Source organism: Novosphingobium sp. (assembly GCF_036820275.1).
GTDB lineage: Bacteria > Pseudomonadota > Alphaproteobacteria > Sphingomonadales > Sphingomonadaceae > Novosphingobium.
Genome location: NZ_DAISLT010000007.1, coordinates 126510 through 151436 on the forward strand (window position 1 = coordinate 126510; position 24927 = coordinate 151436).

General features: G+C 66.2%; 23 protein-coding genes and 1 tRNA gene. 7 read left to right on the top strand and 17 right to left on the bottom strand.

All coding sequences use genetic code 11. The features are described from left to right. Positions 1-175: 175 nt before the first annotated feature. A complete protein-coding gene (locus V7066_RS08090) occupies positions 176-1024 on the top strand; it encodes a TauD/TfdA dioxygenase family protein (protein WP_334182548.1) in 849 nt (282 codons plus the stop codon). Between the two features lie 7 nt (positions 1025-1031). Here the strand turns inward: V7066_RS08090 and V7066_RS08095 are convergent, their stop codons facing one another. The 3 genes from V7066_RS08095 to rimO form a co-directional block, all read right to left on the bottom strand. Continuing rightward, the gene (locus tag V7066_RS08095) at positions 1032-1589 is read right to left on the bottom strand and encodes a hypothetical protein (protein ID WP_334182549.1); all 558 of its coding nucleotides are present in this window, start codon (positions 1587-1589) and stop codon (positions 1032-1034) included. Beyond that, complete coding sequence (locus V7066_RS08100) at positions 1579-2340, bottom strand: competence/damage-inducible protein A (RefSeq protein WP_334182550.1); 762 nt, start codon at positions 2338-2340, stop codon at positions 1579-1581. The genes V7066_RS08095 and V7066_RS08100 overlap by 11 nt, the downstream gene beginning before the upstream one ends. 588 nt (positions 2341-2928) lie before the next feature. Next, positions 2929-4311 (bottom strand): 30S ribosomal protein S12 methylthiotransferase RimO, encoded by a 1383-nt coding sequence (gene rimO, locus V7066_RS08105; protein WP_334182551.1) that lies wholly within the window; start codon positions 4309-4311, stop codon positions 2929-2931. 159 nt (positions 4312-4470) lie between these two features. Here rimO and V7066_RS08110 point away from each other — a divergent pair, with 159 nt between their 5' ends. Next, the gene (locus V7066_RS08110; RefSeq protein ID WP_334182552.1) at positions 4471-4863 is read left to right on the top strand and encodes a DUF1761 domain-containing protein; all 393 of its coding nucleotides are present in this window, start codon (positions 4471-4473) and stop codon (positions 4861-4863) included. Here the strand turns inward: V7066_RS08110 and V7066_RS08115 are convergent. The 5 genes from V7066_RS08115 to V7066_RS08135 form a co-directional block, all read right to left on the bottom strand. Then, on the bottom strand, positions 4855-5931 hold the full coding sequence (locus V7066_RS08115; RefSeq protein ID WP_334182553.1) for a potassium channel family protein: 1077 nt from the start codon (positions 5929-5931) through the stop codon (positions 4855-4857). The two genes, V7066_RS08110 and V7066_RS08115, sit on opposite strands and share 9 nt — an antisense overlap. A gap of 126 nt (positions 5932-6057) precedes the next feature. Continuing rightward, entirely contained in the window at positions 6058-7212 is a 1155-nt protein-coding gene (locus V7066_RS08120; RefSeq protein ID WP_334182554.1) for a LysM peptidoglycan-binding domain-containing M23 family metallopeptidase, read from the bottom strand. Continuing rightward, positions 7209-7973 (bottom strand): 5'/3'-nucleotidase SurE, encoded by a 765-nt coding sequence (gene surE / locus V7066_RS08125; protein WP_334182555.1) that lies wholly within the window; start codon positions 7971-7973, stop codon positions 7209-7211. Before surE ends, V7066_RS08120 begins: the two co-directional genes overlap by 4 nt. Before the next feature lie 140 nt (positions 7974-8113). Continuing rightward, positions 8114-9394 carry a serine--tRNA ligase gene (gene serS, locus V7066_RS08130; protein WP_334182556.1) on the bottom strand — a complete coding sequence of 427 codons (1281 nt, stop codon included), beginning with the start codon at positions 9392-9394 and terminating at the stop codon, positions 8114-8116. 131 nt (positions 9395-9525) lie between these two features. Further along, positions 9526-9600: transfer RNA gene (locus tag V7066_RS08135), tRNA-Val, on the bottom strand. Positions 9601-9690: 90 nt separating this feature from the next. Between V7066_RS08135 and V7066_RS08140 the strand changes: the two genes are divergently transcribed. Beyond that, a complete protein-coding gene (locus V7066_RS08140) occupies positions 9691-9978 on the top strand; it encodes a DUF3297 family protein (protein ID WP_147215711.1) in 288 nt (95 codons plus the stop codon). 110 nt (positions 9979-10088) lie between these two features. Here the strand turns inward: V7066_RS08140 and V7066_RS08145 are convergent, their stop codons facing one another. Next, a complete protein-coding gene (locus V7066_RS08145; RefSeq protein WP_334182557.1) occupies positions 10089-10694 on the bottom strand; it encodes a CHAP domain-containing protein in 606 nt (201 codons plus the stop codon). A gap of 163 nt (positions 10695-10857) precedes the next feature. Between V7066_RS08145 and der the strand changes: the two genes are divergently transcribed. Next, positions 10858-12234, top strand: a complete 1377-nt coding sequence (gene der / locus V7066_RS08150; RefSeq protein WP_147215707.1) for a ribosome biogenesis GTPase Der — start codon at positions 10858-10860, stop codon at positions 12232-12234. A gap of 42 nt (positions 12235-12276) precedes the next feature. Here the strand turns inward: der and V7066_RS08155 are convergent, their stop codons facing one another. Further along, entirely contained in the window at positions 12277-13431 is a 1155-nt protein-coding gene (locus V7066_RS08155) for an AI-2E family transporter (protein ID WP_334182558.1), read from the bottom strand. Positions 13432-13601: 170 nt separating this feature from the next. Between V7066_RS08155 and V7066_RS08160 the strand changes: the two genes are divergently transcribed. Beyond that, positions 13602-15680 (top strand): S9 family peptidase, encoded by a 2079-nt coding sequence (locus V7066_RS08160; RefSeq protein ID WP_334182600.1) that lies wholly within the window; start codon positions 13602-13604, stop codon positions 15678-15680. On the opposite strand, the gene V7066_RS08165 is transcribed toward V7066_RS08160, so the two are convergent. From V7066_RS08165 to V7066_RS08185, 5 genes are all read right to left on the bottom strand, one after another. After that, a complete protein-coding gene (locus tag V7066_RS08165) occupies positions 15673-16725 on the bottom strand; it encodes an NAD(P)H-dependent flavin oxidoreductase (RefSeq protein ID WP_334182559.1) in 1053 nt (350 codons plus the stop codon). The two genes, V7066_RS08160 and V7066_RS08165, sit on opposite strands and share 8 nt — an antisense overlap. A gap of 33 nt (positions 16726-16758) precedes the next feature. Continuing rightward, positions 16759-17244 carry a bacterioferritin gene (bfr, locus tag V7066_RS08170; RefSeq protein ID WP_334182560.1) on the bottom strand — a complete coding sequence of 162 codons (486 nt, stop codon included), beginning with the start codon at positions 17242-17244 and terminating at the stop codon, positions 16759-16761. Positions 17245-17357: 113 nt separating this feature from the next. Then, on the bottom strand, positions 17358-17552 hold the full coding sequence (locus V7066_RS08175) for a (2Fe-2S)-binding protein (protein WP_086493477.1): 195 nt from the start codon (positions 17550-17552) through the stop codon (positions 17358-17360). A 69-nt stretch (positions 17553-17621) separates the two neighbouring features. Beyond that, the gene (locus tag V7066_RS08180; RefSeq protein WP_334182561.1) at positions 17622-18923 is read right to left on the bottom strand and encodes a DUF418 domain-containing protein; all 1302 of its coding nucleotides are present in this window, start codon (positions 18921-18923) and stop codon (positions 17622-17624) included. A 75-nt stretch (positions 18924-18998) separates the two neighbouring features. Next, the gene (locus V7066_RS08185; protein ID WP_334182562.1) at positions 18999-20042 is read right to left on the bottom strand and encodes an SPOR domain-containing protein; all 1044 of its coding nucleotides are present in this window, start codon (positions 20040-20042) and stop codon (positions 18999-19001) included. Positions 20043-20282: 240 nt separating this feature from the next. On the opposite strand from V7066_RS08185, the gene V7066_RS08190 reads away from it, so the two are divergent. Continuing rightward, positions 20283-21008, top strand: a complete 726-nt coding sequence (locus V7066_RS08190) for a ParA family protein (RefSeq protein ID WP_334182563.1) — start codon at positions 20283-20285, stop codon at positions 21006-21008. 2 nt (positions 21009-21010) lie between these two features. Further along, the gene (locus tag V7066_RS08195; RefSeq protein WP_334182564.1) at positions 21011-22276 is read left to right on the top strand and encodes a tetratricopeptide repeat protein; all 1266 of its coding nucleotides are present in this window, start codon (positions 21011-21013) and stop codon (positions 22274-22276) included. Between the two features lie 297 nt (positions 22277-22573). Here the strand turns inward: V7066_RS08195 and V7066_RS08200 are convergent, their stop codons facing one another. Both V7066_RS08200 and V7066_RS08205 read right to left on the bottom strand, forming a co-directional pair. Further along, on the bottom strand, positions 22574-23815 hold the full coding sequence (locus V7066_RS08200; RefSeq protein ID WP_334182565.1) for a dihydroorotase: 1242 nt from the start codon (positions 23813-23815) through the stop codon (positions 22574-22576). Then, positions 23812-24792 carry an aspartate carbamoyltransferase catalytic subunit gene (locus V7066_RS08205; protein ID WP_334182566.1) on the bottom strand — a complete coding sequence of 327 codons (981 nt, stop codon included), beginning with the start codon at positions 24790-24792 and terminating at the stop codon, positions 23812-23814. The genes V7066_RS08200 and V7066_RS08205 overlap by 4 nt, the downstream gene beginning before the upstream one ends. Positions 24793-24927: the final 135 nt, after the last annotated feature.

Genomic DNA, 24927 nt, shown 5'->3' on the forward strand with positions numbered 1-24927 from the left:
TAGGCACCTGATCCTTCGGGATCATGCGAAACGGATAGAAGGGTCGGAGGGAAACCTCCGGCCCTTTTTCGTTGCGGCGATCCCTTGCCGATGCTCCCGCCTTGCGCCGCTTCGCTCGCCGGTGTAATTCGTGCTGAACAACTGTTCAAAACGATATGCTGGAGAGCGTGCCGCCATGGCCATCCGATTCGAGGACATCAAGGAACACATCGGCTCGCGTGTCGTCTGGGACGACCGTGGGGATATCTTCACGCCGGAAGCCGCGCGGGCGATCCGAGCGAAGGTGGAGGAGCGCACAGTCGTGGTGTTCCCCGAACTGGACCTCACCGATGCCGAGCAGCTCGCGATCACCGGAGCCATGGGTGAAAAGGTCCGCCTGACCGCCCGCAACAACGTCCAGAGCAACAACGAAGACGTCTACCAGGTCACGCTGGACGAGAAGATCAACCCGCAGCCGGAATATGTGCTGGGCACTTTCTTCTGGCACATGGACGGCATTACCGTGGACATGCCGCCGCCTTTCGCGACGCTGCTGTCCTGCCGCATCGCCCCGGCCATCGGCGGCGAGACCGAGTTCGCCAGTACCTATGCCGCCTATGAAGGGCTTCCCGAGGAAGAGAAGCGGGCGTTGGAAGGCCTTAAGGCGGTCCATTCGGTGCGTGCGAGCCTGTCGCCTATCGCCGATGCCATTCCCGAGAAGCATCGTGAGCGCGTGCTGGGCATCGGTCTGGTCAAGGAACATCCGCTGGTCTGGACCCACGAGTCCGGCCGCAAGTCGCTGGTGATCGGCACGACGGCGGACCATATCGTCGGCATGGAAGTGCCTGCGGGTCGGGCGATGCTGATCCGCTTGCAGGAGTGGGCCGCGCAGCCCGCGTTCTCGCTGCGACACAAATGGACCAAGGGGGACTTCGTGATCTGGGACAATACCGGCGCGATGCACCGGGCGATCCCCTACGACAAGTCGACCGGTCGCATGATGCACCGAACCTCGATCGCCGGGAGCGAGACGGTAGCAGCCTGAGCGGAATTCAGGGCTCGAGGTTCGCGGCCGTGTAGCATTCCACCAGATAGGCCAGCGGTCGACCGTCCGGCAGGACGAGCATCGCCTGATGCGTCGAGATCGTCCCGGCGGGGCAATTCGCCGCCGGACCGGCGATCACGGCCAGCGCCTTGCGCCGAAAGTGTAGCGGGGCGACGACTTTGCCGAACGGCACGTCGCTCGATCGCAGCGTCTCGTTCATCTCCGGCGTCAGGCGTTCGGGGACGTACCAGTTCCACGCGACCGACAGCACTCTGGAGCCGCAGCTCAGCCTGACGTTGCGAAGGGCGACGGTTTCGCCTTTGGCTAGGCCGAGGCGGGTGTCGATCCCGCGGGCAGGGGTCTGTTCGCCGTCCGTGACTTGCTTCGCGGTCACGCCTGCAGGCTGCGCGAAGCCACGCGCCGCGCACCATTCCTCCAGTGCCAGCGTGGCGCTGTCATGGCGGCTGAGGACCTGCTCGAAGGCTTCGAGGGTCGGTGCGGCTGAAAGCGGGGCAGGGACGGAGGAGGCCATCAGGGCGATGGTGGCGACGATTTCAAATGCCACCGGGCACGGCCGGGCGGCCCATGGCCTCCAGTCCCTGAACCAGCGCGCGCGTGCAGGCGGCAAGATCTTCCGCGCTGACCGAGCGGATCACGAAGTTGGCGCCGGTCCGGCCTTCGCCCCAGAAGGGGTAGGAGCCGATCTGGCAGGTCTCGTGGGCCTTCTCGGTCTGGCGGAGCAGTTCGGCGACCTCGCTTTCGCCAACCCAGCAGCCGATCGTCTCCGAAAGCAGCGGCGCGCCGCCTTCCAGCTGTCCGGACAGGGCATCGAGCATGCCCGCGGTGATGCTGGGGACACCGGCCATGATGAAGACGTTGTCATAACGGATGCCGGGCGCGCCGGTGTAGCGGTTGGGGATCAGGCTGGCGCCTTCGGGGGTGCGAGCCATGCGCAGCCGCGCTTCGGTCAGGCCGCCGCGTGTCTCGTAATAGGTTTCGAGGATGGCGCGGGCTTCGGGATGGACGATCACCGGCACCCCGAGCGCTTCCGCGATCGCGTCCACGGTGATGTCGTCGTGGGTCGGGCCGATGCCGCCGGTGGTGAAAAGATAGTCGTTGCGGGCACGAAGCGTGTTCACCGCCTCGACAATGGCGGCCGTGTCGTCCGCGACCACGCGAACCTCCTTGAGGCGGATGCCTTGCACCTGAAGCCAGGCTGCCACTTGCGCGATGTTCTTGTCGTGCGTGCGACCGGAGAGGATCTCGTCACCGATGACGGCGAGGGCGGCGGTGTAGATTCGCGAGGATTCGGCCATGCCGCATGGCTAGGACAAAGCCGCGCCGACTGCCAGCCATGGCAGCGCTTGCCTGGAAAACGGGCAAAAAAAAGGGCCGATCCGAAGACCAGCCCTATGAAAAGTTTTTGGGAGAGGATGCCTGAAAGGCCCGATCCTTATGACCTTGGACACGTTTTGCTGCAAATGCGAAAAAATGGGGTGTGATTGCGTAGTGTGCAACCCATCGCTGGGGCGGCGTTTTTTGGGGGTTTCAGACGCTCTGGCGAGTTGTCGTAACTGCATGTGCGACGGGGCCAGCAGATTCCCTGATCCGTCAGGTCGCGCGCGAAGAAGCAACCCGGAGCGACTTCGAGAGACTCTGGATTCTTTTGTGCTTCGCAACGATGATGGGTGGATGATGACGACGAGCCACCGGAACGCCGGAAGGATCGCGACCTCTCCGCGCATGGCGCAAAAAAAAAAGGCCGGTCCGAAGACCAGCCCTTGGAAAGTTTTTGGGAGAGGATGCCTGAAAGGCCTGCTCCATATGCTCCCGACACTGATTCGCTGCAAATGCGAAAAGATTGGGCAAAGTTGCAAGACGTGCAACTATCGCCCGATCCCCATTCAGACCTCGGTAACGGCGCCGTAAAGGTCGTGCTCGTCGGCATCCTCGATAAGGACGTCAACGATATCACCGACTTGCAGGTCGTTGCCAGCCCCGCGCAGGAAGACGTTACCGTCGATTTCGGGGGCATCGGCCTGCGAGCGGCCGGTTGCACCGATGTCGCCATCCTCATCCGGCTCGCCCACTTCGTCGATGATGACGGGCAGGATGCGGCCGACTTTGGCCTGGAGTTTGGCGGCGCTGATCGCGGCGGTCTTTTCCATGATGCGGGCGTAACGCTCTTCCTTGACCTCTTCGGGCACCGCGTTCGGCAGATCGTTGGCGCTGGCGCCTTCGACCGGCTCGAAACGGAACGCGCCGACGCGGTCGAGCTGGGCTTCGTCCAGCCAGTCGAGCAGGTACTGGAAGTCCGCCTCGGTCTCGCCGGGGAAGCCGACCACGAAGCTGGAGCGGATGGCGATATCCGGGCAAATCTCGCGCCACTTGCGCAGGCGATCCAGCACCTTGGCCTCGTTGGCCGGGCGCTTCATCGACTTGAGCACCGAGGGCGCCGCATGCTGGAACGGAATGTCGAGGTAAGGCGTGATCAGCCCTTCCGCCATCAGCGGAATCACAGCGTCGACATGCGGGTAGGGATAGACGTAGTGCAGGCGCACCCAGGGCTTGCGGCCCTGCGAATCGCTAAGCTGGCCCAGTTCGCGGGCGAGATCGGTCATATGGGTGCGGACCTCGCGGTCCTTCCACGTGCGCGTCTCATGGCGCACGTCGACGCCATAGGCCGAAGTGTCCTGGCTGATGACCAGCAGTTCGCGGGTCCCTGCCTGAACCAGCTTTTCCGCCTCGCGCAGCACCGCGTCGATGCGGCGGCTCGCCAGCTTGCCGCGCAGGCTGGGGATGATGCAGAAAGAGCAAGCGTGGTTGCAGCCTTCCGAGATCTTCAGATAGCCGTAGTGACGGGGCGTGAGCTTCACGCCCGCATCGTCGTAAGCCTGCGGAATCAGGTCGACGTAAGGTGAAATCTCGGGCGGGGCGGCTTCGTGCACGGCCTCGACCACGGCTTCGTACTGGTGCGCGCCGGTGACGGCGAGCACGTCCGGGAAGCGAGCGCGGATCACGTCGGCCTCGTTGCCCATGCAGCCGGTGACGATCACGCGGCCGTTTTCGGCAATGGCTTCACCGATCGCGGAGAGGCTCTCTTCCTTCGCGGAATCGAGGAATCCGCACGTATTGACGAGCACGACATCGGCCCCGGCATAGTCGGGACTCATCGTGTAGCCGTCGGCGCGCAGGCGGGTGAGGATGCGTTCGGAGTCGACAAGCGCCTTGGGGCAGCCGAGGCTGACCATGCCGACCTTGGGCGGAGAGGGGATTTCGATAGCCATAGGAATGGCGCGCCCGATACGCGCATTGCGGGCAAGAGTCACGAAAAACGAATCATCTGAAAATGATTCGCACCTATCCGTCTCGCATGACGTTAGCGCCCTTGCACCTTCGGGGAGACCCTGCGCAAGGAAGAAGCTGTTGGAAAAAGGAACATCATAATGGGTCCGGTGAACTGGTTGGCCGTGGTTCTCGCAGCGGCGCTCGCCGTCGTGCTGGGGGTTATCTGGAACGGGCAGCCGTTTCAGGACGGGCGCAGCCTTTCGCCGCGCAAGTCGGATCGGGCGGGCAATTACGGGCTGGTCTGCTTCGTGTTCCTGGTCAGCTCGGTGATGCTGGGACACAACTTCGCGCGGATAGGTGCCGAGACCCTGGCCGCCAAGCCCTGGCTCTATTTCATGCAGACCGGCGGCGTCGCCATTGCCTTCGTGCTTCCGGCGATCTGGCTGACGCATGTGCGCTACCGCGCCGAGCCGATGCGGCGGGCGATGGACTGCCTGTTCTGGCTGGTCGCCTATCTGGCCATGGGCCTGGTGTTCTGGCTGCTAGGCTGAGTCGCCTGCGAGAGGCCGGTCAGTGGAGGCCGTCGGCAGGATTTCGACCACGATGTCTCCGGCCTTCAGGACTTTCGCATCGTCTTCCCAGAAGCCGATCGTCCGCTCGCCGCGGTAGATCCTGAGGCCCTTGCCGTTGCTGACGAGGTGGTCGAGCGATCCGCCGATCTCCGAAGGCTCCACCGGCCGCTCCACCAGCTGGACCCGTCCGGCGACCGAGGCGAGGTCGGAGAAGTAGTCGGCGACATGCTGTCCTTCCGCCGATCCGGCGAGCAGCAGGCCGGTGAAGCGGACGGGGTTGATGACGTTGTTGGCCCCGGCCTGACGGGCGAGCAATTCGTTGTCGTCGGCGCGGATGACGACGGTGATCGGCGCCGTCGGCGCGAGATGGCGCGCGGTCAGCACGATCAGCACCGAAGTATCGTCCCGGCCGGCCGAGACGAGGATCGTCCTGGCCGTGCTCACCCGGACGGCGTTCTGCACTTCGTCGCGGGTGGCGTCGCCCTGGAGCACGTTGCAGCCCATTTTCTCGGCTTGGGCGAGGCGGGCCTGCGCGGGGTCCACCACGACGATGCAGGCGGGATCGGTGCCGCGCTCGATCAGTTCCCTGGCCGCTTCCGAGCCGCTGACGCCGAAGCCGAGCACGACGATGTGGTCCTCCAGCCTCTCCTGGATTCGCTTCATGCGCCATGTCTCCCAGCTGCGCTTGATGATGAAGTTGTAGGCGGTGCCGACGAAGATGGTGATGACCGCCAGCCGGATCGGCGTGACCAGCACGGCTTCGATCAACCGCGCGCGGTCGCTGACGGGGGCGATGTCGCCGAAGCCGGTGGTCGTGATCGAGATCATCGTGAAATAGACGACGTCGAGGAAGCTGACCTGCCCGTCGTGCACGTCGTTCAGGCCCGCACGGTCGCTCCAGTGGACCATGATGACGATGAAGATCAGGAAAAATGCACCGCCGAGCCGCAGGGCTACGTCTGCCCAGACCGGCACCGCCAGCGTTCGCCGCAGCGGCTTGATCGCGTTCGGTTTCAGCAGGTTGTGGACGGAGCGCCTTTTCGACATGCCCCGCGACTTAGACCTTGTTTGGAAAATGCCCGCAAGGGCATTTTCGTGACGGCACCGGCCCTCTCCCCCACCCGACCTCCCGGGTGGGGGAGAGGGCCGGTGCCGCCAAAATTCAAACGCCTCTCAAGGCGCCTTCGGCAAGTCGTCCAGCGGATCCACCGGCTTGCCGTCCCGCCGGACTTCGAAGTGCAGTTCGTTGCCCTTGGCGAGGCCGGTGTGGCCGACGAGGCCGACCCGTTCCCCGGCCGCCACTTTCGCGCCGTCCTTGACGGTCACGCGGCTGAGGAAGGCATAGGCGGTGAACCATCCGTCGCCGTGATCGAGCACGACGAGGTTGCCGAACTGCTCCTTCTCCATCCCGGCGAAGCGCACGGTTCCGGCAGCGGCGGCGCGGACCATGGTGCCTTCGGGCGCCTTGATGTCGATGCCGTCGTGGTTGTTCGTCCCGCTCGCGAAGCCGCGGCGGACGGGGCCGTTCACCGGCCATGCGAAGCGCTTTGACCGGGCCGCCGGGGGAGGGGGCACGTCCACCGGCGTTGCAGGGGTGGGGGCAGGGGCGGGGGCAGGGCCGGCGCTCGTCGCGGGCGGATCGAGCAGCGTCGGGATCAGCAGCGCCTGTCCCGGCTTCACCGGCTTACCGGCGTCGAGACCGTTGGCGAGGGCGATCTGCTCCCACGGGACGGCGTACTTGTAGGAGATCGAGAAGCCGGTATCGCCCGCCTTCACCGTGTGGCGGCGGGTGCGGGGGATTTGCAGCTTCTGGCCGAGGCGCACGTTGTAGGGGGGCTGCAAGCCGTTGGCCTCGGCGATCAGCACGCGCGGGACCTTGGCCGCCAGCGCGATGCTGCCGAGGGTCTCGCCGGGCTGGACGACGTGGACGCTTTCCTGTTCAGGAGATCTGGCCTGCTCCGGCGATCCGGCTGCGGCGATGGCGGCCTTGGCGGTCGAGTTTGCAGCAGCAGCCGCCTTTCGCGCCGGGGCGGCGGGATCGGGCTGCTTAACCGGAACCTTCGCCGGAACTTTCGCCGGAGCCGCCTTGGCGCGCGGAATCGTCAGCTTCTGGCCGAGCTTGACGACATAAGGCGCCTTCAGCCCGTTCGCCTTCGCCAGCGCTTCGGACGAAACGCCCGCGCGGTTGGCGATGCCGTTCAGCGTCTCGCCCGCCTTGACGACATGCATGGCTTCGGCCTGCTGCCCGGCATTTGGCGGCGCGGCGGCGGCAGCAGGCGCCAGCGGCAGGGCGAGCGCCGCCAGCAGAAAGACAGCCTTGCGCATCATGCCTCGAAACGGCTCGCGATCTCGGCCAGCGAGGCGTCGTGCGTGAGGTCGAGCTGGAGCGGCGTCACCGAGATGTAGCCCTCGGCAATCGCTTCGAGGTCGGTCCTGTGGCCCGGCGTCTGCTCGATGCCGTGGAGGCCGAACCAGTAGTAGGGGAAACCGCGCGGGTCCATGCCTTCAACCACCGAGCCGCGTGCATAGTCATGGAAGCCCTGACGGACGACGCGGATGCCCTTGACCTCGGCCGCGGCCACCGGCGGGAAGTTCACGTTGACCAGCGTGCGCGGCGCGAAAGGCGCGTCGAGCAGGGGTTTCAGCACTTTGGCGCCCCATTCCTCGGCAGCCGAGAAGCTGACGTTGTCGCCGTGGCCTTCGCCTGCATAGACCTGGCTCAGCGCGATCGAGCGGATACCCGCCAGCGCGCCTTCCATCGCGGCGGAGACGGTGCCCGAATAGGTCACGTCGTCGCCGAGATTGGCGCCGCGATTGACCCCGGAGAGGATCAGGTCGGGCGGTCCGGGCATGGCCTTCTTGATGCCGAGCGTCACCGAATCGGTGGGCGTGCCGGTTACCGAGAAGCGCTTGGGTGCGTGCTCGCGCATCCGCACCGGGCGGCCGAGGGTCAGCGAGTGGCCCGCGCCGGACTGTTCCTCGCTCGGCGCGCAGATCCAGATGTCGTCCGAAAGCTGTGCGGCGATCTTTTCGAGGACGTAGAGGCCGGGGGCGTTGATGCCGTCGTCGTTGGTGAGCAGGATACGCATGATGTCTCTCTAACTTGGCCGGGCATTGGCCTATTCATCCTTCGACAAGCTCAGGATGAGCGGAAAGGGGTTGCTCAGACGGAATAGGATTGGAGGAATTCCCCCTCAACCCCGCTCAGGCTGAGCCTGTCGAAGCCCCTTCAGAAGCAAGGCTCCAGCTTCTCGATCCCGCCCATCCAGGGCTTGAGCGCTTCGGGCACCAGCACCGAGCCGTCCTCCTGCTGATAGTTCTCCAGCACGGCGACGAGGGTGCGGCCGACCGCGAGGCCCGAGCCGTTGAGGGTGTGCAGGAACTCGGTCTTTTTCGAGCCTTCCGGCTTGAAGCGCGCGTTCATGCGGCGGGCCTGATAGTCACCGCAGTTCGAGATCGAGCTGATCTCGCGGTAGGCGGCCTGGCCCGGCAGCCAGACTTCGAGGTCGAAAGTCTTGCGTGCGGTCGCGCCCATGTCACCCGAGCAGAGCAGGACCTTGCGATAGGGCAGTTCCAGCGCCTGAAGGATCGATTCGGCGGCGGCGACCATCTTCTCGTGCTCGGCTTCCGATTGCTCGGGCGGGCAGACGGTGACGAGTTCGACTTTCTCGAACTGGTGCTGGCGGATGAACCCGCGCGTGTCGCGGCCCGCCGCGCCCGCTTCCGAGCGGAAGCAGGGGGTGAGGGCGGTCATGCGCAGCGGCAGGGCTTCCAGATCGACGATCTCGTCCTGCACGGCGTTGGTCAGCGAGACTTCTGCGGTGGGGATCAGCCAGCGCCCATCGGTGGTCCTGAACAGGTCTTCCGCGAACTTGGGAAGCTGGCCGGTGCCGAACACCGCCTCGTCCTTCACCAGCAGCGGCACGATGCATTCCATGTAGCCGTTGGTGGCGGTCTGGGTGTCGAGCATGAACTGCGCCAGTGCACGGTGCAGGCGCGCCATCTGGCCCTTCAGGAACGTGAACCGCGCGCCGGAGATCTTTGCGCCGGTCTCGAAATCGAGGCCGAGCGCCGGGCCGAGGTCGGCATGTTCCTTGGGCTCGAACGCGAACGTGCCGGGCGTGCCCCACTTGGCGACTTCGAAGTTCTCGGTCTCGTCGGCGCCGTCGGGCACTTCGGCGACCGGAATGTTGGGCAGGCCGGCCAGTGCGTTATGAAGCTGCGCGGAGAGGTCCTTCTCCTCGGCTTCGAGCGCGGGGAGGGTGTCCTTGAGCTGGGCGACTTCGGCCTTGAGCGCTTCGGCGGTGGCGGTGTCGCCCTGGCCCATGGCCTTGCCGATTGCCTTCGAGGCTTCGTTGCGGCGATTCTGCCCTTCCTGCATGCGCGTCGCGACCGAGCGGCGCTGCTCGTCGAGGGCGAGGATGTCGGCGGCCACGGGGGCAACCCCACGGCGGGCGAGGCCGGCGTCGAATCCTTCGGGATTCTCGCGGATAAGGCGGATATCGTGCATGGCGCGCGCTATGCCGTCTCAGGCCGGGAGGCGCAAGATTCGAGGCTGCGGTTGGGCCTGCGATGAACGGTGATCTTGGGGAAAATGTCGGAAAGAAAGTTCCGGCCTTATGTGCCATTCCTGAAGAGGAATGGTGGGCGCGGCAGGGATTGAACCTGCGACCCCACCCGTGTGAAGGGTGTGCTCTACCACTGAGCTACGCGCCCATCGATCGGAGCGTGTCCGTCGGGGAAGCGCGCCTCTAGATGAGTCGGATCGAATTGACAAGCGCCCATCTGCAATTAAATCGCGTGGGCATGACCGAAGAGACCAAAACCGGCGCGGACGTGCCACCCGATCACCTCGCCATCAACCCGAAGAGCCCGTTCTTCGATGAGGACAAGCTGAAGCGCGGCGTGGGCATCCGCTTCAAGGGCACTGTGCGCACCAATGTCGAGGAATATTGCATTTCCGAAGGCTGGGTACGCGTTCAGGCCGGCAAGACACTGGATCGCAAGGGCAATCCGCTGACCGTCAAGCTCCAGGGGCCTGTCGAAGCCTGGTACGAAGACCTCGGCGAGGACGCGCCCGTCGCGAAGATCTGATAGTCTCGGCGTCATCGCCTTGCTCTTGGGGCAGGTGCGATGATGCGAGATTTGCGTTCGACCACATCGTCACCCCAAACTTGTTTCAGGGTGACGGGGTTGGCGATCGTTCAGTAATTTCCGGCGATGATGTCGCCGATGGGGTCGCTTCGGCGGCCCTTTTTCTTGGCCGCGGCAACCGTTGCCGTCTTGCCGGGCCTGTCGTTGTAGATGAAGCCCGAGACCGGCCAGTGCGTATTGCCGAGGTTATGGATCGGCTCGTACCAGACCCGCACTTCGCTCCAGTCGTTGGCGGGGGAGACGTCGAGCACGGTGACGTTCTTCTCGATCCGTCCGCGCTGCCCCTCGATCGGCGACCAGTTCGCATGGCTGACCAGGATCGTGCGCGAATCGACCACTTTGCTGACCGTGGCGACATGGCCGAGCTGCGAATTCGCGTAAGGCTCCATCGCCATGACCGCACCGACGCGCGGCGCATGGCCGGTGGCGTAGCGGCCCGAGGCCTGTTTCCACCAGGTATGCGCATCGCCGAAGATCTGGATGCCCGAAAGCTGCCGGGCATAGGGCACGCATTCGAGGTAATCCGGGCCCTTTGCAGCGGCCGGACGATCGTCATCCATGGCGGCAAGTGCGTCGTCGATGGCGGAACGGGCGCTGGCAGGCGACATCGTCGCCCCGGCCAGTCCCAGCATGATTGCGATCCGGTAACCCTTCATGCCCCTCAATTCGGCCCTGTCTGCTTGTGGGAATCCTTCAGGGGATGGTTAATCGCGAAGTAGGAATTTGTTCCCGAACAGGGCCGTGCTCCGGCGCGGAAATGCGAACATTCCCATTTGCGCGGAATTCGTCTAGGGGCCGGAATCCCTTATAGAGTTATTTATGCTACCCCAGGTGATCATCATCGGCCGACCGAACGTCGGCAAGTCCACGCTGTTCAACCGGCTCGTCGGCAAGAAGCTCGCGCTCGTCGACGATCAGCCCGGCGTCACGCGTGACCGCCGCTTCGGCGACGCCGAGCTGCTCGGCCTGAAATTCCAGATCGTCGATACCGCAGGTTGGGAAGACGACGAGGACCAGACGCTGCCCGGCCGCATGCGCAAGCAGACCGAAGCGGCGCTGGAAACCGCCGATGTGGCGCTCTTCGTGGTCGATGCGCGCGCGGGTCTGACCCCGCTCGACGAGGAAATCGGCCAGTGGCTGCGCGCCTCGACGGTGCCGGTGATCGTGCTGGCCAACAAGGCCGAAGGCCGCGCGGGCGAGGGCGGTGTACTCGAAGCCTATTCGCTGGGCCTCGGCGATCCGATCACCTTCTCCGCCGAGCACGGCGTCGGCATTGCCGACCTGTTCGAATCGCTGCTGCCGCACCTCGAACCGCTCCAGCCCGAAGAGCCGGAGTTCCCCGAGGAAGAGGACGAGGAAGCGCTGCTGCGCCGTCCGCTCAAGCTGGCGGTCGTCGGTCGTCCGAATGCGGGCAAGTCCACCCTCATCAATCGCATCCTCGGCGAGGACCGTCTGCTCACCGGACCGGAAGCGGGCATTACCCGCGATTCGATCACGGTAGACTGGGAATGGACCGATCCCAAGACGCAGGAAGTCCGCCAGGTCAGCCTGATCGACACCGCGGGAATGCGCAAGCGCGCGAACGTGACCGAGAAGCTGGAGCGCATGGCCGTGGCCGACGCCCGCCATGCGATCGACTTCGCGGAAGTGGTCGTGCTGCTGCTCGATGCGACGCGCGGGCTGGAGCACCAGGACCTGACGATCGCCTCGAAGGTGCTGGAAGAAGGCCGCGCGCTGATCATCGCGATCAACAAGTGGGACGTGGCGGAGGGACCTTCCGGCCTGTTCAACGGCATTCGCGGCGCGCTGGACGAGGGCCTCGCGCAAGTGCGCGGCGTGCCGCTGCTGGCGGTTTCGGCGCGGACCGGCAAGGGCATCGACGATCTGATCGCCACCGGCTTCTCGATCCGCGAGGCCTGGAGCAAGCGCGTGCCGACCGCCGCGCTCAACCGCTGGTTCGACGATGCGCTTTCGGCCAATCCGCCGCCGGCGCCGGGCGGCAAGCGCATCAAGCTGCGTTACATCACCCAGGCCAAGACCCGCCCGCCGGGCTTCGTGCTGTTCGGTACGCGTCTCGACCTGCTGCCGGAAAGCTATCGCCGCTACCTGATCAACGGCATGCGCCGCGAACTGGGCTTCGAGGCGGTGCCAATCCGGCTCAACTTGCGGATGCCGAAGAACCCCTTCGCCAAATAACAAAAGGGCCGTCGGAGATCGTCTCCGGCGGCCCTTTTCGTTTCAGGACGGATGCGCGGCGATTTCCGCGTCCGACATCGGGGCTTCGGCGCGCTGTTCCTCCACCTCGATGGCATCGGGTTCCAGCATCCCGTCGCTGTTCTTGATCTCGCGCATCAGCGTCCAGACCGCGATGAAGAGGGCGGCGATCACCGGACCGACGATGAAGCCGTTAAGGCCGAAGATCTGGAGCCCCGCGAGCGTCGCGATCAGCACCACGAAGTCGGGCATGCGGGTGTCGCGGCCGACCAGGATCGGGCGCAGGATATTGTCGATCATGCCGATCACGAACAGGCCGCAGAACGCCAGGATCGCGCCCTGCCACATATGTCCGGTCGCCAGCAGGTAGGCGGACATCGGCACCCAGACGAGGCCGGTGCCGACGGCGGGGAGCAGCGAGAAGAACCCCATCATCACGCCCCAGAGCAGTGAGCCCTGGATGCCCAGCAGCGAGAAGATGATCCCGCCGACCAGCCCCTGTGCCACCGCCACGACCACCGTGCCCTTCATCGTCGCGCGCACGACGATGACGAAGTTGGCCACCAGCCGGTCGCGCAAGTGCGGGCGCAGCGGCATGGCGTCGCGGATCAGCCGGCCATAACGGTCGCCGTCGCGGAGCAGGAAGAAGGTGAGGTAGAGCATCACGCCCAGCGCCGCGAGGAAGCTCAAGGCGCCTTGGCCGACCGAGAGCAGGCGCGCGGCGAGGCCTTGCAGGCCGTTGGCGATGCCGGCACCGAACTGGCGCCGCAGGTTCTCGAAATCGGCAAGGCCGTAGCGGTCGATCAGGCGCTCCAGCGATTCCGGCACGGCGGCGCGGAGTTGCTCCAGCATATGCGGAATGTCGATCTGACCGTCCCGCACCCGCTCGTAGATGTTCGAGACTTCCTGCACGAGGCTGACGCCCAGCAGGATGGTGGGGATGATGAACAGGGCCAGCAGCGCCAGCAGCATGATGCCCGCCGCGAGGCTCTTGCGGCCGCCGAGGGCATTCGCGAGCTTCGCCGTCAGCGGCTGGAACAGGATCGCGGCGACCACGCCCCAGAGCACGGCCCCGAAATAGGGAAGCAGCAGCCAGGCGAAAGCCGCAGTGACGAGAATGACGAGGACACCGAAACCGTAGTCCTCGATGGTGTAGGGGGGGCGTTCGGGTTGCTCCATGCCTCGCGTCTTAGCATGATTTCGCCTTGGGCAAGGCCGCTGGCCGAAGTGACGGGATTTTTCACGAAGTCTGGATTTTTCAAGAAGTCTGGGCAAGACAGGGTCATCCGCCTTTCGAGCAGGAGTTTCCCATTTTGCCCAGTAACCTGGCTCCCCGCCTGGCCTCCTATATGGCCGTTCTCGCGCTGTCCTGCGCCGTCGTTCCGCTCTCTCCCGCGCTGGCCGCCGATGCGCCGCCTGCCGCCAAGGGACCGGAGCGCGGCTTCACGCCCGACGACCTGTTCAAGCTCTCGGGCGTCACCGATCCGCAGATCTCGCCGGACGGCAGCCGCATCGCCTATGTGCGCGCCGCCGCCGACGTGATGACCGACAAGGTCGTGCCCTCGATCTGGCTGGTCGATGCGGCGAGCGGCGTGCAGCACCCGTTGGTCACCGGCGCAGGCGCGCATTTCTCGCCGCGCTGGTCGCCGGACGGCAAGCGTCTGGCTTTCGTTTCCAGTGACGGCAGCGGCGCGCCGCAGCTCTATGTGCTCTGGCTGGACGGCGGCGCCAAGGTCAAGGTGACGGGCTTGCCAGACAGCCCGGGAAGTCTCGCGTGGTCGCCGGACGGTCGGCAGATCGCCTATACCATGCGGGTTCCGGGCGAGGGCCTCAAGATGGGCTCGCAGCCCTCGAACCGTCCCGAAGGCGCGCAGTGGGCCGAGCCGCTCCAGGTGATCGACCGCGTGACCTACCGCTTCGACGGCGGCGGCTATGCGCAGCCGGGCTACGACCACGTCTTCCTGGTGTCCGCCGACGGCGGCGCCCCGCGCCAGCTGACGTTCGGCGATTTCGACGACGGCGGCCCGCTGTCCTGGACGCCGGACGGCAAGCGCATCGTGTTCAGCGCCAACCGCCACGAGAACTGGCAGCGCGACATCAACAATTCCGAAGTCTACGCGCTCGACCTCGCCAGCGGCGGGGTAACGGCGCTGACCTCGCGAAACGGCCCGGATTCCGGCGCCAAAGTCTCGCCCGACGGCAAGCATATCGCCTACCTCGGCTATGACGACGTGAACCGTTCCTACGAGAATTCCGACCTTTACGTCATGAACAGCGACGGTTCGGGTTCGCGGCTGCTGACCAAGGGCTTCGACCACTCGATCGACGCGCTCGACTGGGCGGGCAACGCGGCGATCATGGTGCAGTACGACGATCACGCGAAAACATACGTGGCCCGCGTCGGCCTCGACGGCGCGCTGAAGAACGTGGTCGAGGGCCTCAGCCCCGGCGATCATTTCGACCGCCCCTACACCGGCGGCGCCTTCAGCGTCTCGAAGAACGGTCGCGTGGCCTATACTTCGGGAACCACGCAGCGTCCCGCCGACCTTTGGGTGAGTAATGGTGGGGCTGGCCGCAAGCTGACCGACCTCAACGGCACCTGGCTCGACGCGAAGGCCCTCGCGCCGGTGCGAAAGCTGGCAGTGACGGCACCGGACGGTCGTTCGATCGACGCCTGGCTGGTGACGCCGCCGGGCCTTGCGCCGGGCCAGAAGGCGCCGCTGATCCTCGAAATCCACGGCGGGCCCAACACCGCCTATGCGCCGGGCTTCGCCACCGACTACCAGCTCTACGCGGCGCATGGCTATGCGGTGCTCTATACGAACCCGCGCGGCAGCACGTCCTACGGCGAGGAATTCGCCAACCTCATCGACCGCGCCTATCCCGGCACCGACTATGACGACCTGATGGCCTCGGTCGATGCCGCGATCGCCGACGGGGTGGCCGACCCCAACAACCTCTTCGTCACCGGCGGTTCGGGCGGCGGCGTGCTGACGGCGTGGATCGTCGGCAAGAACGACCGCTTCAAGGCGGCAGTGACGCAGAAGCCGGTGATCAACTGGATCAGCGAGGCGCTGACGATGGACGCCACGCCGTTCACCTCGCGCTACTGGTTCGACAAGAAGCCCTGGGAAGATCCCATGGAATACTGGCGCCGCTCGCCGCTGAGCCTCGTCGGCAACGTCAAGACGCCGACGATGGTGGTGGTGGGATCGGACGACTTCCGCACCCCGGTCAGCGAGGCCGAGCAGTATTATGCGGCGCTTCAGATTCGCGGCGTTCCGACGGCGCTGGTCAAAGTGCCGGGGGCGAGCCACGGCAGCATTGCCGCGCGGCCCTCGCAGTCGGCGGCAAAGGCTTCGGCGATCCTGGCCTGGTTCGACAAGTACCGGACCGACAAGGCGGCTCCGGCAGCGGACGCTAAGTAAGCGAAAGTTCGGCGGCGAGCAGGGCGACCAGCTCCGCCGCCGGCATCGCGCGGGACAGCGGCGCGCCCTGTCCCGCCCATTGCGCGCCGTAGAGCGCCTCGCCCCGCGCCTTGGCGGCGGCGTTGAGCGCCTTCCCGGCGTGGTAGGTGCGCGGATAGGCGGGGACGGGCGGCAGGTCCGGCCGTTCGCCGAGCTGCGTGAAACGATTGGCCAGACAGCGCGCCGGACGGCCCGAAATGGCGCGGGTCATTACCGTGTGCTGCGCCGCGTCGGAGGCGAGCAGGGCGCGATAACCGGCGTCGGCATGGGTTTCGGAGCAGGCGACGAAGGCGGTGCCGAGCTGCGCCGCGACCGCACCGAGATCGAGCGCCGCGCGGATACCGGCGCCGTCCATGATGCCGCCCGCCGCAATCACCGGCAGCTTGCCCCAGTGGGTCAGCAGGCGGGTGAGCGCGAAAGTGCCGAGCCGGTCGTCCCGGGCATCGGGATCGAACATGCCGCGATGGCCGCCCGCTTCCCAGCCTTGCGCGACGACCACGTCGATGCCTGCCGCCAGCGAAAGCTCCGCTTCGGCCAGACTGGTGACGCTGCCGAGGAGCAGGCAACCGGCCTGCTTGAGTGCTGCGATTGTTTCCGCGCCCGGCAGGCCGAAGTGAAAGCTGACGACGGCGGCTTTCGCTTCGAGCACGACATCGAGCATGGCCGCGTTATCTGCGAAGCTCTGATAGATCGTCTCCAGCGCGGCGGGGGGCTGGGCGTCATACTCGGCGAAGATCGGCGCGAGCGCGTCCAGCCATGCCGCTTCGCCCTCGGGATCGAGGCGCGGCGCTGCGTGCACGAAGAGGTTGAGATTGAAGGGCCGGGCAGTGAGGCTGCGCAGTTCGGCAATCTGACGCCGGGCTTCGTCGGGGCTGATGGCGCCGAGCGCGAGCGAGCCGAGTGCGCCGGCATTGCAGACTTCGGCGGCGAGGACGGGCGTCGAGGTGCCCGCCATCGGCGCCTGTATCAGGGGTATCGAAAGACCGAGGCGCGCGAGAAAGTCCATGCCAGAGGATGCCTTTCCGCGCGCTGTCCGGACTTACTCTCCCTCGCCCGCCGGCTTGCTCTGGAGCTGGCAGTAGTTCTGGATGCCCATGCGGGCGATCATGTCGAACTGCTTTTCGAGGAAGTCGACGTGCTCTTCCTCGCTTTCGAGGATGCGGGCGAAGATTTCGCGGCTGACGAAGTCGCGCACGGTTTCGCAGTGGGCGATCGCGTCCTTGAGGAGCGGGATCGCGTCGTGTTCGAGCGCGAGGTCGGCCTTCAGGATTTCCTCGACGCTTTCGCCGATGCGCAGCTTGCCGAGGGCCTGGAAGTTGGGAAGGCCGTCGAGGTAGAGAATGCGGTCGGCCAGCACGTCCGCGTGCTTCATCTCGTCGATCGATTCATGACGCTCATATTCGGCGAGCTTCTTGATGCCCCAGTTGTCCAGCATGCGGTAGTGCAGCCAGTACTGGTTGATCGCGGTCAGCTCGTTGAAGAGCGCCTTGTTGAGAAAATCGATGACCTGCTGGTCGCCCTTCATGGGAAAGCTCCTGAATCTGTTCGGGCGGGTTTATGGCCCTTTCGGGAGCACAAGGCAAGCGGGCGCGCGAAAACACCCGACCGAAGCCAGGTGTAACCCGCCTTGCTGCAGGGTCAGGCTGCTGCGCTCAGCGGCGCGTTGGCGCTTGCCGATTCCTCGGCGATAATGTCTTCGGCATCGTCCAGGCACTGTCCGCACTGCGGGGCGTGTCCGAGAGCGCCGTAGAGCGCTGTCGCATCGCCGCGGCAGCAGCGGGCGACGGTGCGCAGGTCGGTCTCACGAATGGCATTGCAGATACAAACGTACATGGTGCGATCCTCTTGGGGACCATCATATGCAAATGCAAATGGATCGCAATAGCGTTGTTGTTTTTTCTTTCAAGCCGCTGTCGAACGCCGGTTTTTCAGGCGTTTTTGCAGGGTCAGGCAGCGCCAGAGCAGTTCCAGGGGGCCTCTGCGATAGCGACTCAGCCAAGCCTCGCTCCAGGCCAGCATCATGATCCAGCCGATAGCGACGAAAGTCCATTGCCCAGCCGGTCCGACTTTGCCGAACAGGTTCAGGCCCCAGCCGTAGAACAGGCCGCACATGAGCAGGCTGGTGGCGATGTAGTTGGTAAAGGCCACGCGGCCCGCCGCGACGATCCGCATGCCGGGGCGGGTCCCGATCAGGCGCGGGGTCGCCCATACGAGCAGGGCGGCGTAACCCAGCGCCGTCAGCAGGTGCGCGGGCCATAGCGCTTCGCCGAGCAGCATGGCCATGGCGATCGGCGGGAAATGGCGCGGCCAGGCCCAGACGAGCACCAGAGCGGTAAGCGCGAGGCCGGAGGCGGTCGCGCCGATCGTCAGGCGCCGCATCCAGGATTCGGGCCAGGTTCCGTTGAAGAAGCCGCTCCGCAGCATGACCACGCCGAGCAGCATGAGCGGCAGGACTTCGCTCCAGGCATGGGCGGTCATGGTGAAGAGCCAGAACGGATCGCCGCGCAGTTTCGACAGGGCGATGTCGAGAAAGCTCCCGTGGTAGAGTTGCGCCTGCGCCGCCGTATTGGCGTGGTAGAGATCGAGGCGGGCAAGCACCTCCTGATGCTGGGCCGCGCTCGCCGTGCCGAGTCGCACCGCTTCTTCCGCGCGGACCAGCGGAAGCATGGACCACAAGTCCGCTACCGTCGCGGTGACGATCACCCCCGCTGCCAGGCCCAGCAACACGGGGAAGGGCAGGCGCCGCACGAACAGCACAGCGATGCCGCAGCAGCCGTAGACGAACAGGATATCGCCCCACCACAGCAGCAAGTAATGGAGCGTTCCGAAGACCATCAGCCAGCAAAGGCGGCGGAATTGCAACAGGTCCCCATCCTGCCCGGCGGCGTCCATGCGCTCGCACTGGAGCGCGATTCCCGCGCCGAACAGGATGGCGAAGAGTGCGCGCATCTTGCCTTCGAAGAACAGGAAGCCGAAAGCCCAGGCGGCCTCGTCGGGCAGGGTGGCTGGAGTGGGAAAGTCAGGCGTCAGGGCGCCCAGGCTCGGCCCGGCGAACCCGGATATGTTGATCGCGAGGATCCCCAGCACGGCCACGCCGCGTATGAGGTCGAGCGTTGCCAGTCGTCCTCCCGCATCGGGTGGCCGCCATGACGTCGACGCAGGTGTAGTCGTCCGGGCGTTTTCGCCCGTGATCGCTTCCAGCATTCCCTGTCTCCCTGTGCGGGAGAGTAAGCGATCAGGTGTGTCTCGTCCACGACGGCCGGCGCGGGCCTCCGAAAGCTACGAGGTGACGATGCATTCGTGGCCTGAGGCCTTCAACACGCCGCAGGCCTTGTCCGCCTGCGCCTTGCTCGCGAATCCTGCGGCATAGAGCTTGGTGAGCTTTCCGGCGGGAACGAGCTGGCGCTTGGCGCCGGTCATTTCCGGCCGCTTTGCCAGCGAGGCCCAGAGTTTCTCAGCATTGCCCGGAACGCCGAAGGCTCCGAGTTGGAGTCGCCACACGCCGCCGCTCGCGGCGACCGGAGCAGGGCGGGGCGGGGCTTTCGGGGCCGGTTGGGCGACGGCGACCTTCGGGGGTGCCTTCGCCGGAGCCGGAGGCGCAGGGCGAGCGATTGTGGGCAGGGTGTAGTCGGCACCCGCGCGGGCCGGGCCTTCAGGTGCTGCGGCGACTCGCGGTGCCGCCACGGCGCGGGGCACAGTGCCGAGTTCCGCGCCGGTCGCCTCGCTCACGCGGGTCGCGTCGGCCTGCGCGGTAAGCTGGGCGGCGAGGGCGACGCTCTTCTGGCGGTCTTCCAGCGGCACATGCTCGTCCATCTGGGCGAGCGCGCCCGTGGCCTGCACCAGGCCCGCGCGCTGCGCCATGCCGACGAGGGCATAGGCGCGGACCCAGTCCTTCTCCACGATGTCGCCGTTGAAATAGGCCAGGCCGAGAATGTACTCGGCCCGTGCATCGCCGCGCGCGGCGGAGCTGCGGATATAGGGCATGGCCCGGGCTCGCTCGCCGCGTTGGAACAGCATCAGGCCGTACGTGTCCGAGGCCTGGACATGGCCCTGCGCGGCGGCCTTGCCGTAAAGGTCCTCGGCCTTGGCGAGATCGGTTGGCACCCCGCGTCCCAGCTTGTAGGCCTGGGCGAGGTTGAACTGGGCGTCGGCATCGCCCTTGTCCGCCAGCGGTCTCCACTGCTGCACGGCGGAGGCGTAGTTGCCTGCGGTCCAGGCATCCACCCCGGCCTTCACATCCGCGAGTACGGGCGCGGCGGCGAGGCTGACGGTGAAGGCAAGGGGCACGAGACCCAGCGAAAGGGAGTGTCGATTTTTCCGCACGTCGGCCGGCCTCTGATTCCTGGTTCGGGTCCGGCGATGGAAGCGAAAGTTCCTGCCGGAATACTCTGGTAAGTCACAGAATGGCCGGGGAAGAGCGAAAATCGCGTTAATTCCGACGCTATGAAAAGCGACCGATCCTGCTGGAAACGGCGTCCGGGGTTAACCCTAAATTAGGAACGATCTGCGATCCAGCCTCTTGTGAGGCGCCGATTTTTCTGCGGCGCTCAGGGGGTAACGGCTTTGCGCGTACTGGCATTGGCATCGCAGAAAGGTGGTTCGGGCAAGACCACGCTCTCCGGTCACCTCGCCGTGCAGGCGCAGCGCGCCGGTGCCGGGCCGGTCGTGCTGATCGACATCGATCCACAAGGCTCGCTCGCCGACTGGTGGAACGAGCGCGAGGCCGAATATCCCGCATTCGCCCAGACCACCGTCGCTCGCCTCGCCAATGATTTGCAGGTGCTGCGCCAGCAGGGCTTCAAGCTGGCGGTTATCGACACGCCGCCCGCCATCACCATGGCGATCCAGAGCGTGATTTCGGTTGCCGAACTGATCGTCGTGCCGACCCGCCCCAGCCCGCACGACTTGCGCGCCGTGGGCGCCACCGTCGATCTCTGCGAGCGCGCGGGCAAGCCGCTGATCTTCGTGGTCAATGCGGCGACGCCCAAGGCGCGCATCACCGCCGAGGCCGCCGTCGCGCTTTCGCAGCACGGCACGGTCGCGCCGGTCACGTTGCACCAGCGCACCGATTTCGCCGCTTCGATGATCGACGGCCGCACCGTCATGGAAGTCGATCCGAACGGCCGCTCCGCGCAGGAAGTAACGGCTTTGTGGAGCTACGTCTCCGACCGGCTCGAACGCAATTTCCGTCGCACCGTGTTTTCGGCACCGGGTCTGACCGGCCAGCCCGTCATGCCCGGCGCGCCGCGTCCGGTCGGCGGCTTCGGGCGCCGGATCGCAGGGGCATGACGATGAAGAAGCATTCCCGTCCCCGCAATGCGGCTCTTGCGATCTGCACCGCCATGGGCGCCGTGCTGCTGGTGAGCTGCGCCGGACAGGCGCCGTTCGCCCGCGCCGGATCTTCGGCGGCTGCCGGCGAACCTTCCCATGCAAAGCCGGCCGACAAGGACCTTGCCCGTGTCGAACAGCGCGTCGCCCGCTCGCCGCGCGATGCCTCGGCCCGCGCCGCGCTTGCCCAGGCCTATCTTGCGGCCGGACGCTTCGATTCGGCTGCGACGACTTTCGAGGACGCCATCTCGCTGGGTGACCAGAACCCGCGCACCGGCCTCAGCACGGCGCTCGCCTATATCGGCGCAGGTCGTGGAGCGGAGGCCATGGCCGTGCTCCAGCGCTTCCAGAACCAGATTCCCGCCAGTGACTATGGCCTTGCCGTGGCCCTTGCCGGACGACCGGCCGTTGGTGTGGACGTCCTGACCGACGTGGTGCGCGGCGGCGAGAATACGCCCAAGGCGCGCCAGAACCTCGCCTATGCCTATGCCCTCGACGGGCGCTGGCGCGAGGCGCGGCTGATCGCCTCGCAGGACGTTCCCGCCGACCAGCTCGATTCGCGCCTCGGTGAGTGGGCGAAAGCAGCCCGCCCCGACCAGTCGCGCGCCCGGATCGCCGGGCTGATCGGTGCGCCGCTGCGCACCGATCCCGGCCAGCCCGCGATGCTGGCGCTGAACGCTCCCGCTACCGCGCCGCAGTTCGCCAAGGCCGAAGTTCTCGCGAAGGCTGAAGCTCGGGCGCCTGAGGCCGAATTGCCGCCTGTGCAGAGCGGCGAAAGCTTCTGGGGCGCCTATCAGCCGCAGGACGAGGCCCCCGCACCGCCGCCTCCCGCGCCTGTGCGCGTGGCCGCCGCGCGTCCGGTGCCGAAGCCAGCCACGCCCAAGATGGCCGTCGCGGCTCGCGCTCTGCCGGCTCCGGCCAAGGCTGCCGTTTCGGGTACGCATCTCGTCCAGCTCGGCTCGTTCCGGACAATGGATGGTGCGAAAAAGGCCTGGGGTATTTTCCAGTCGCGCAATCCGGCGCTAAAGGGGCATGATCTGCGCATTACCGAAGCGAAAGTGAACGGCCTTACCTACTACCGCGTCGCTGCGGGCGGGTTCGACCAGCGCACGGCGCAATCGGTGTGCTCCAGCGTGCGACAGGGCGGCAATCCCTGCCTCGCCTACGCGCAGCAGCGTCCTTTGCCCGGCAGTGTCCGGATGAGCCAGACCCGCCGCGCCGAGCTTTGAAGTTTCCGCGAGGTCGTTGCCTCGCACTTGAGTTCCATGTGAACTAAACGGCTCCTGTCTTCGGACAGGGGCCGTCTTTTTTTGTTTTGGGGAAGTTAAAAAAGTGAAAGTCCTGGGGGATGATCCCCCAGACCCTCGGAATGGCGACGTTGTGCGCTACCTATCTGTAGCGCACTCCTTGCGGCGCAGCCATTCAGTCTCCCGACGCCGCCATGGGCGCGGAACGGATAGGCTGGGCGTGACCTAGACGGTATTGGGGGTGCAGGGGGGCTATGCTCCCCTGCTTTATCCCCTGTCTTACTTGGCCTTAACCGCCACGCCGCCCTTGAACAGCGCCAGCACCCGCCCCTGCACGGGCTGCTTGTCGAACGGCGTATTCCCGGCCGCAGCCGCCATCTTGTCCGAATCGACGATCCAAGGCCGATCGGCGTCGATCACCGCGATATCCGCCTCGGCCCCGACTTCGAGCTTGCCCGCATTGACGCCGAGCAGCCGCGCCGGGTTGGTCGCGAGCAGTTCGAAGGCGCGCGAGAGCGAGATCACGCCGTCGCGCACGAGGTTCATCGTCAGCGGCAGCAGCGTTTCGGCGCCCGCCATGCCCGGGGCGGAGTCGGCGAAGGGCAGGCGTTTGTCCTCGGGGCCACGCGGGTCGTGGCCGGAGGCGATGACGTCGATCGTGCCGTCGCCGACGGCGGCGATCACGGCCTTGCGGTCGTCTTCCGAGCGCAGCGGCGGCGAGAGGTGGGCGAAGGTGCGGAAGCCCGCCAGGGCGAGGTCCGAGAGCATGAAGTAGGCGGGCGTGACGCCTGCCGTGACTTTCAGTCCGCGATCCTTGGCGCGGCGGACGAGGTCCAGGCCCTTGGCGGTCGTGACCTTGCGGAAGTGGATGGCCGCGCCTGCCAGTTCGGCGAGGGCGATGTCGCGCGAGATGGCGAGGGCTTCGGCTTCGGCGGGCGCGGAGGGCAGGCCGAGGCGGGTGGCCATCTCGCCGGACGTGGCGACGGCCTTGCCGGTGATTCCGGCATCCTCGGGATGGGTCAGTACGACCATGCCGAGCATGCCGGTGTACTGGAGCAGGCGGAGCATGGTGCCCGAATCGCCGATCCACTGGCGGCCGGTGGTCACCGCCTTGGCGCCCGCATCGCGCATCAGTGCGATCTCGGCGAGGGCCTTGCCTTCGAGGTTCTGCGTGGCGGCGGCGAGCGGGTGGACCCAGAGGTCCGGCTTGCCCGACTGGGCCGCGAAGCGGACGCGCGCGGGCACGTCGAGCGGCGGGTTCTGGTCCGGCATCAGCGCGGCGCGGGTCACGCCGCCGAAGTGGAAGGCGGGCTTGTCGATGGCGAAGACGCCGATGTCGACGAGGCCGGGTGCGATCAGCTTGCCGCGCGCGTCGTGGACTTCATCGCCGGGCTGGGGGGCGACATCGGCGCCGAGGGCGGTGATGAAGCCGCCTTCGCTGCGCAGCGCGCCGGGGGCGATGGTGCCGTCGGGCAGGACCAGCTTGCCGCCGGTCACGGTCAGGGGGGCGTTGTTGCTCATGCCCAACCCTCCACGCCGCGCGCTCTTCGGGTCAGCACTTCCAGGCAGGCCATGCGCATGGCGACGCCCATTTCGACCTGGGTGTTGATCTGCGAGCGGCCGACGAGGTCGGCGACATTGCTGTCGATCTCGATGCCGCGGTTCATCGGGCCGGGGTGCATGACGAGGGCATTGCTTTCGGCTTTGGCGAGGCGCTCCAGCGAGAGGCCGTAGAGGTGGCGATATTCGCGCGGGGAGGGGATGAACTGGCCTTCCATGCGTTCGAGCTGGAGGCGCAGCATCATCACCACGTCGGCGTTCTTCAGGGCGGCGTCGAAGTCGTGGAAGACCTGCACGTTCATCCGCTCGATATCGGCGGGCAGCAGCGCGGGCGGCGCGCAGACGCGCACTTCGGCGCCCAGCGAGTTGAGCGCGAGGATGTTCGAACGGGCGACGCGGCTGTGCAGGATGTCGCCGCAGATGGTGACGCGCAGGCCATTGAAGGCGCGCTTGTTCTGGCGGATCGTCAGCGCGTCGAGCAGGGCCTGGGTCGGATGCTCGTGCTGGCCGTCACCGGCATTGAGCACCGGGCAGTCGACGAGGTTCGAGATCAGGTGCACCGCGCCCGAGCTGGCATGGCGGATGACGATGGCATCGGCGCGCATGGCGTTGAGCGTCATCGCCGTGTCGATCAGGGTCTCGCCCTTCTTCACGCTGGACGTGGCGACGGCCATGTTCACCACATCGGCGCCGAGGCGCTTGCCGGCGATCTCGAAGCTCAGCAGCGTGCGCGTCGAGTTCTCGAAGAAGGCGTTGATGATCGTCAGGCCCGAGAGCAGGTCGCGGCGCTTCTGCGTGCCGCGGTTCAGCTCCACCCATTGCTGGGCCTCGTCGAGGAGGAACATGATCTCGTGCGGGGCCAGGCCGCCGATGCCCACGAGGCTGCGATGCGGGAAGGCTGCGGAGCCTTCCGGATATATGAATTCTGGAGCTGTCATCGAAGACAAGGCCTTAGGCACGGGGCGGAGTCGGCTCAAGGTGTATTTTGACCTTCCGCGAGCATCTCTTGCACCGTCCACCTCTCCCGCACTGGCAGCGCGGGAATTAGGACGTTATGGCTAGACGTTGAAAGG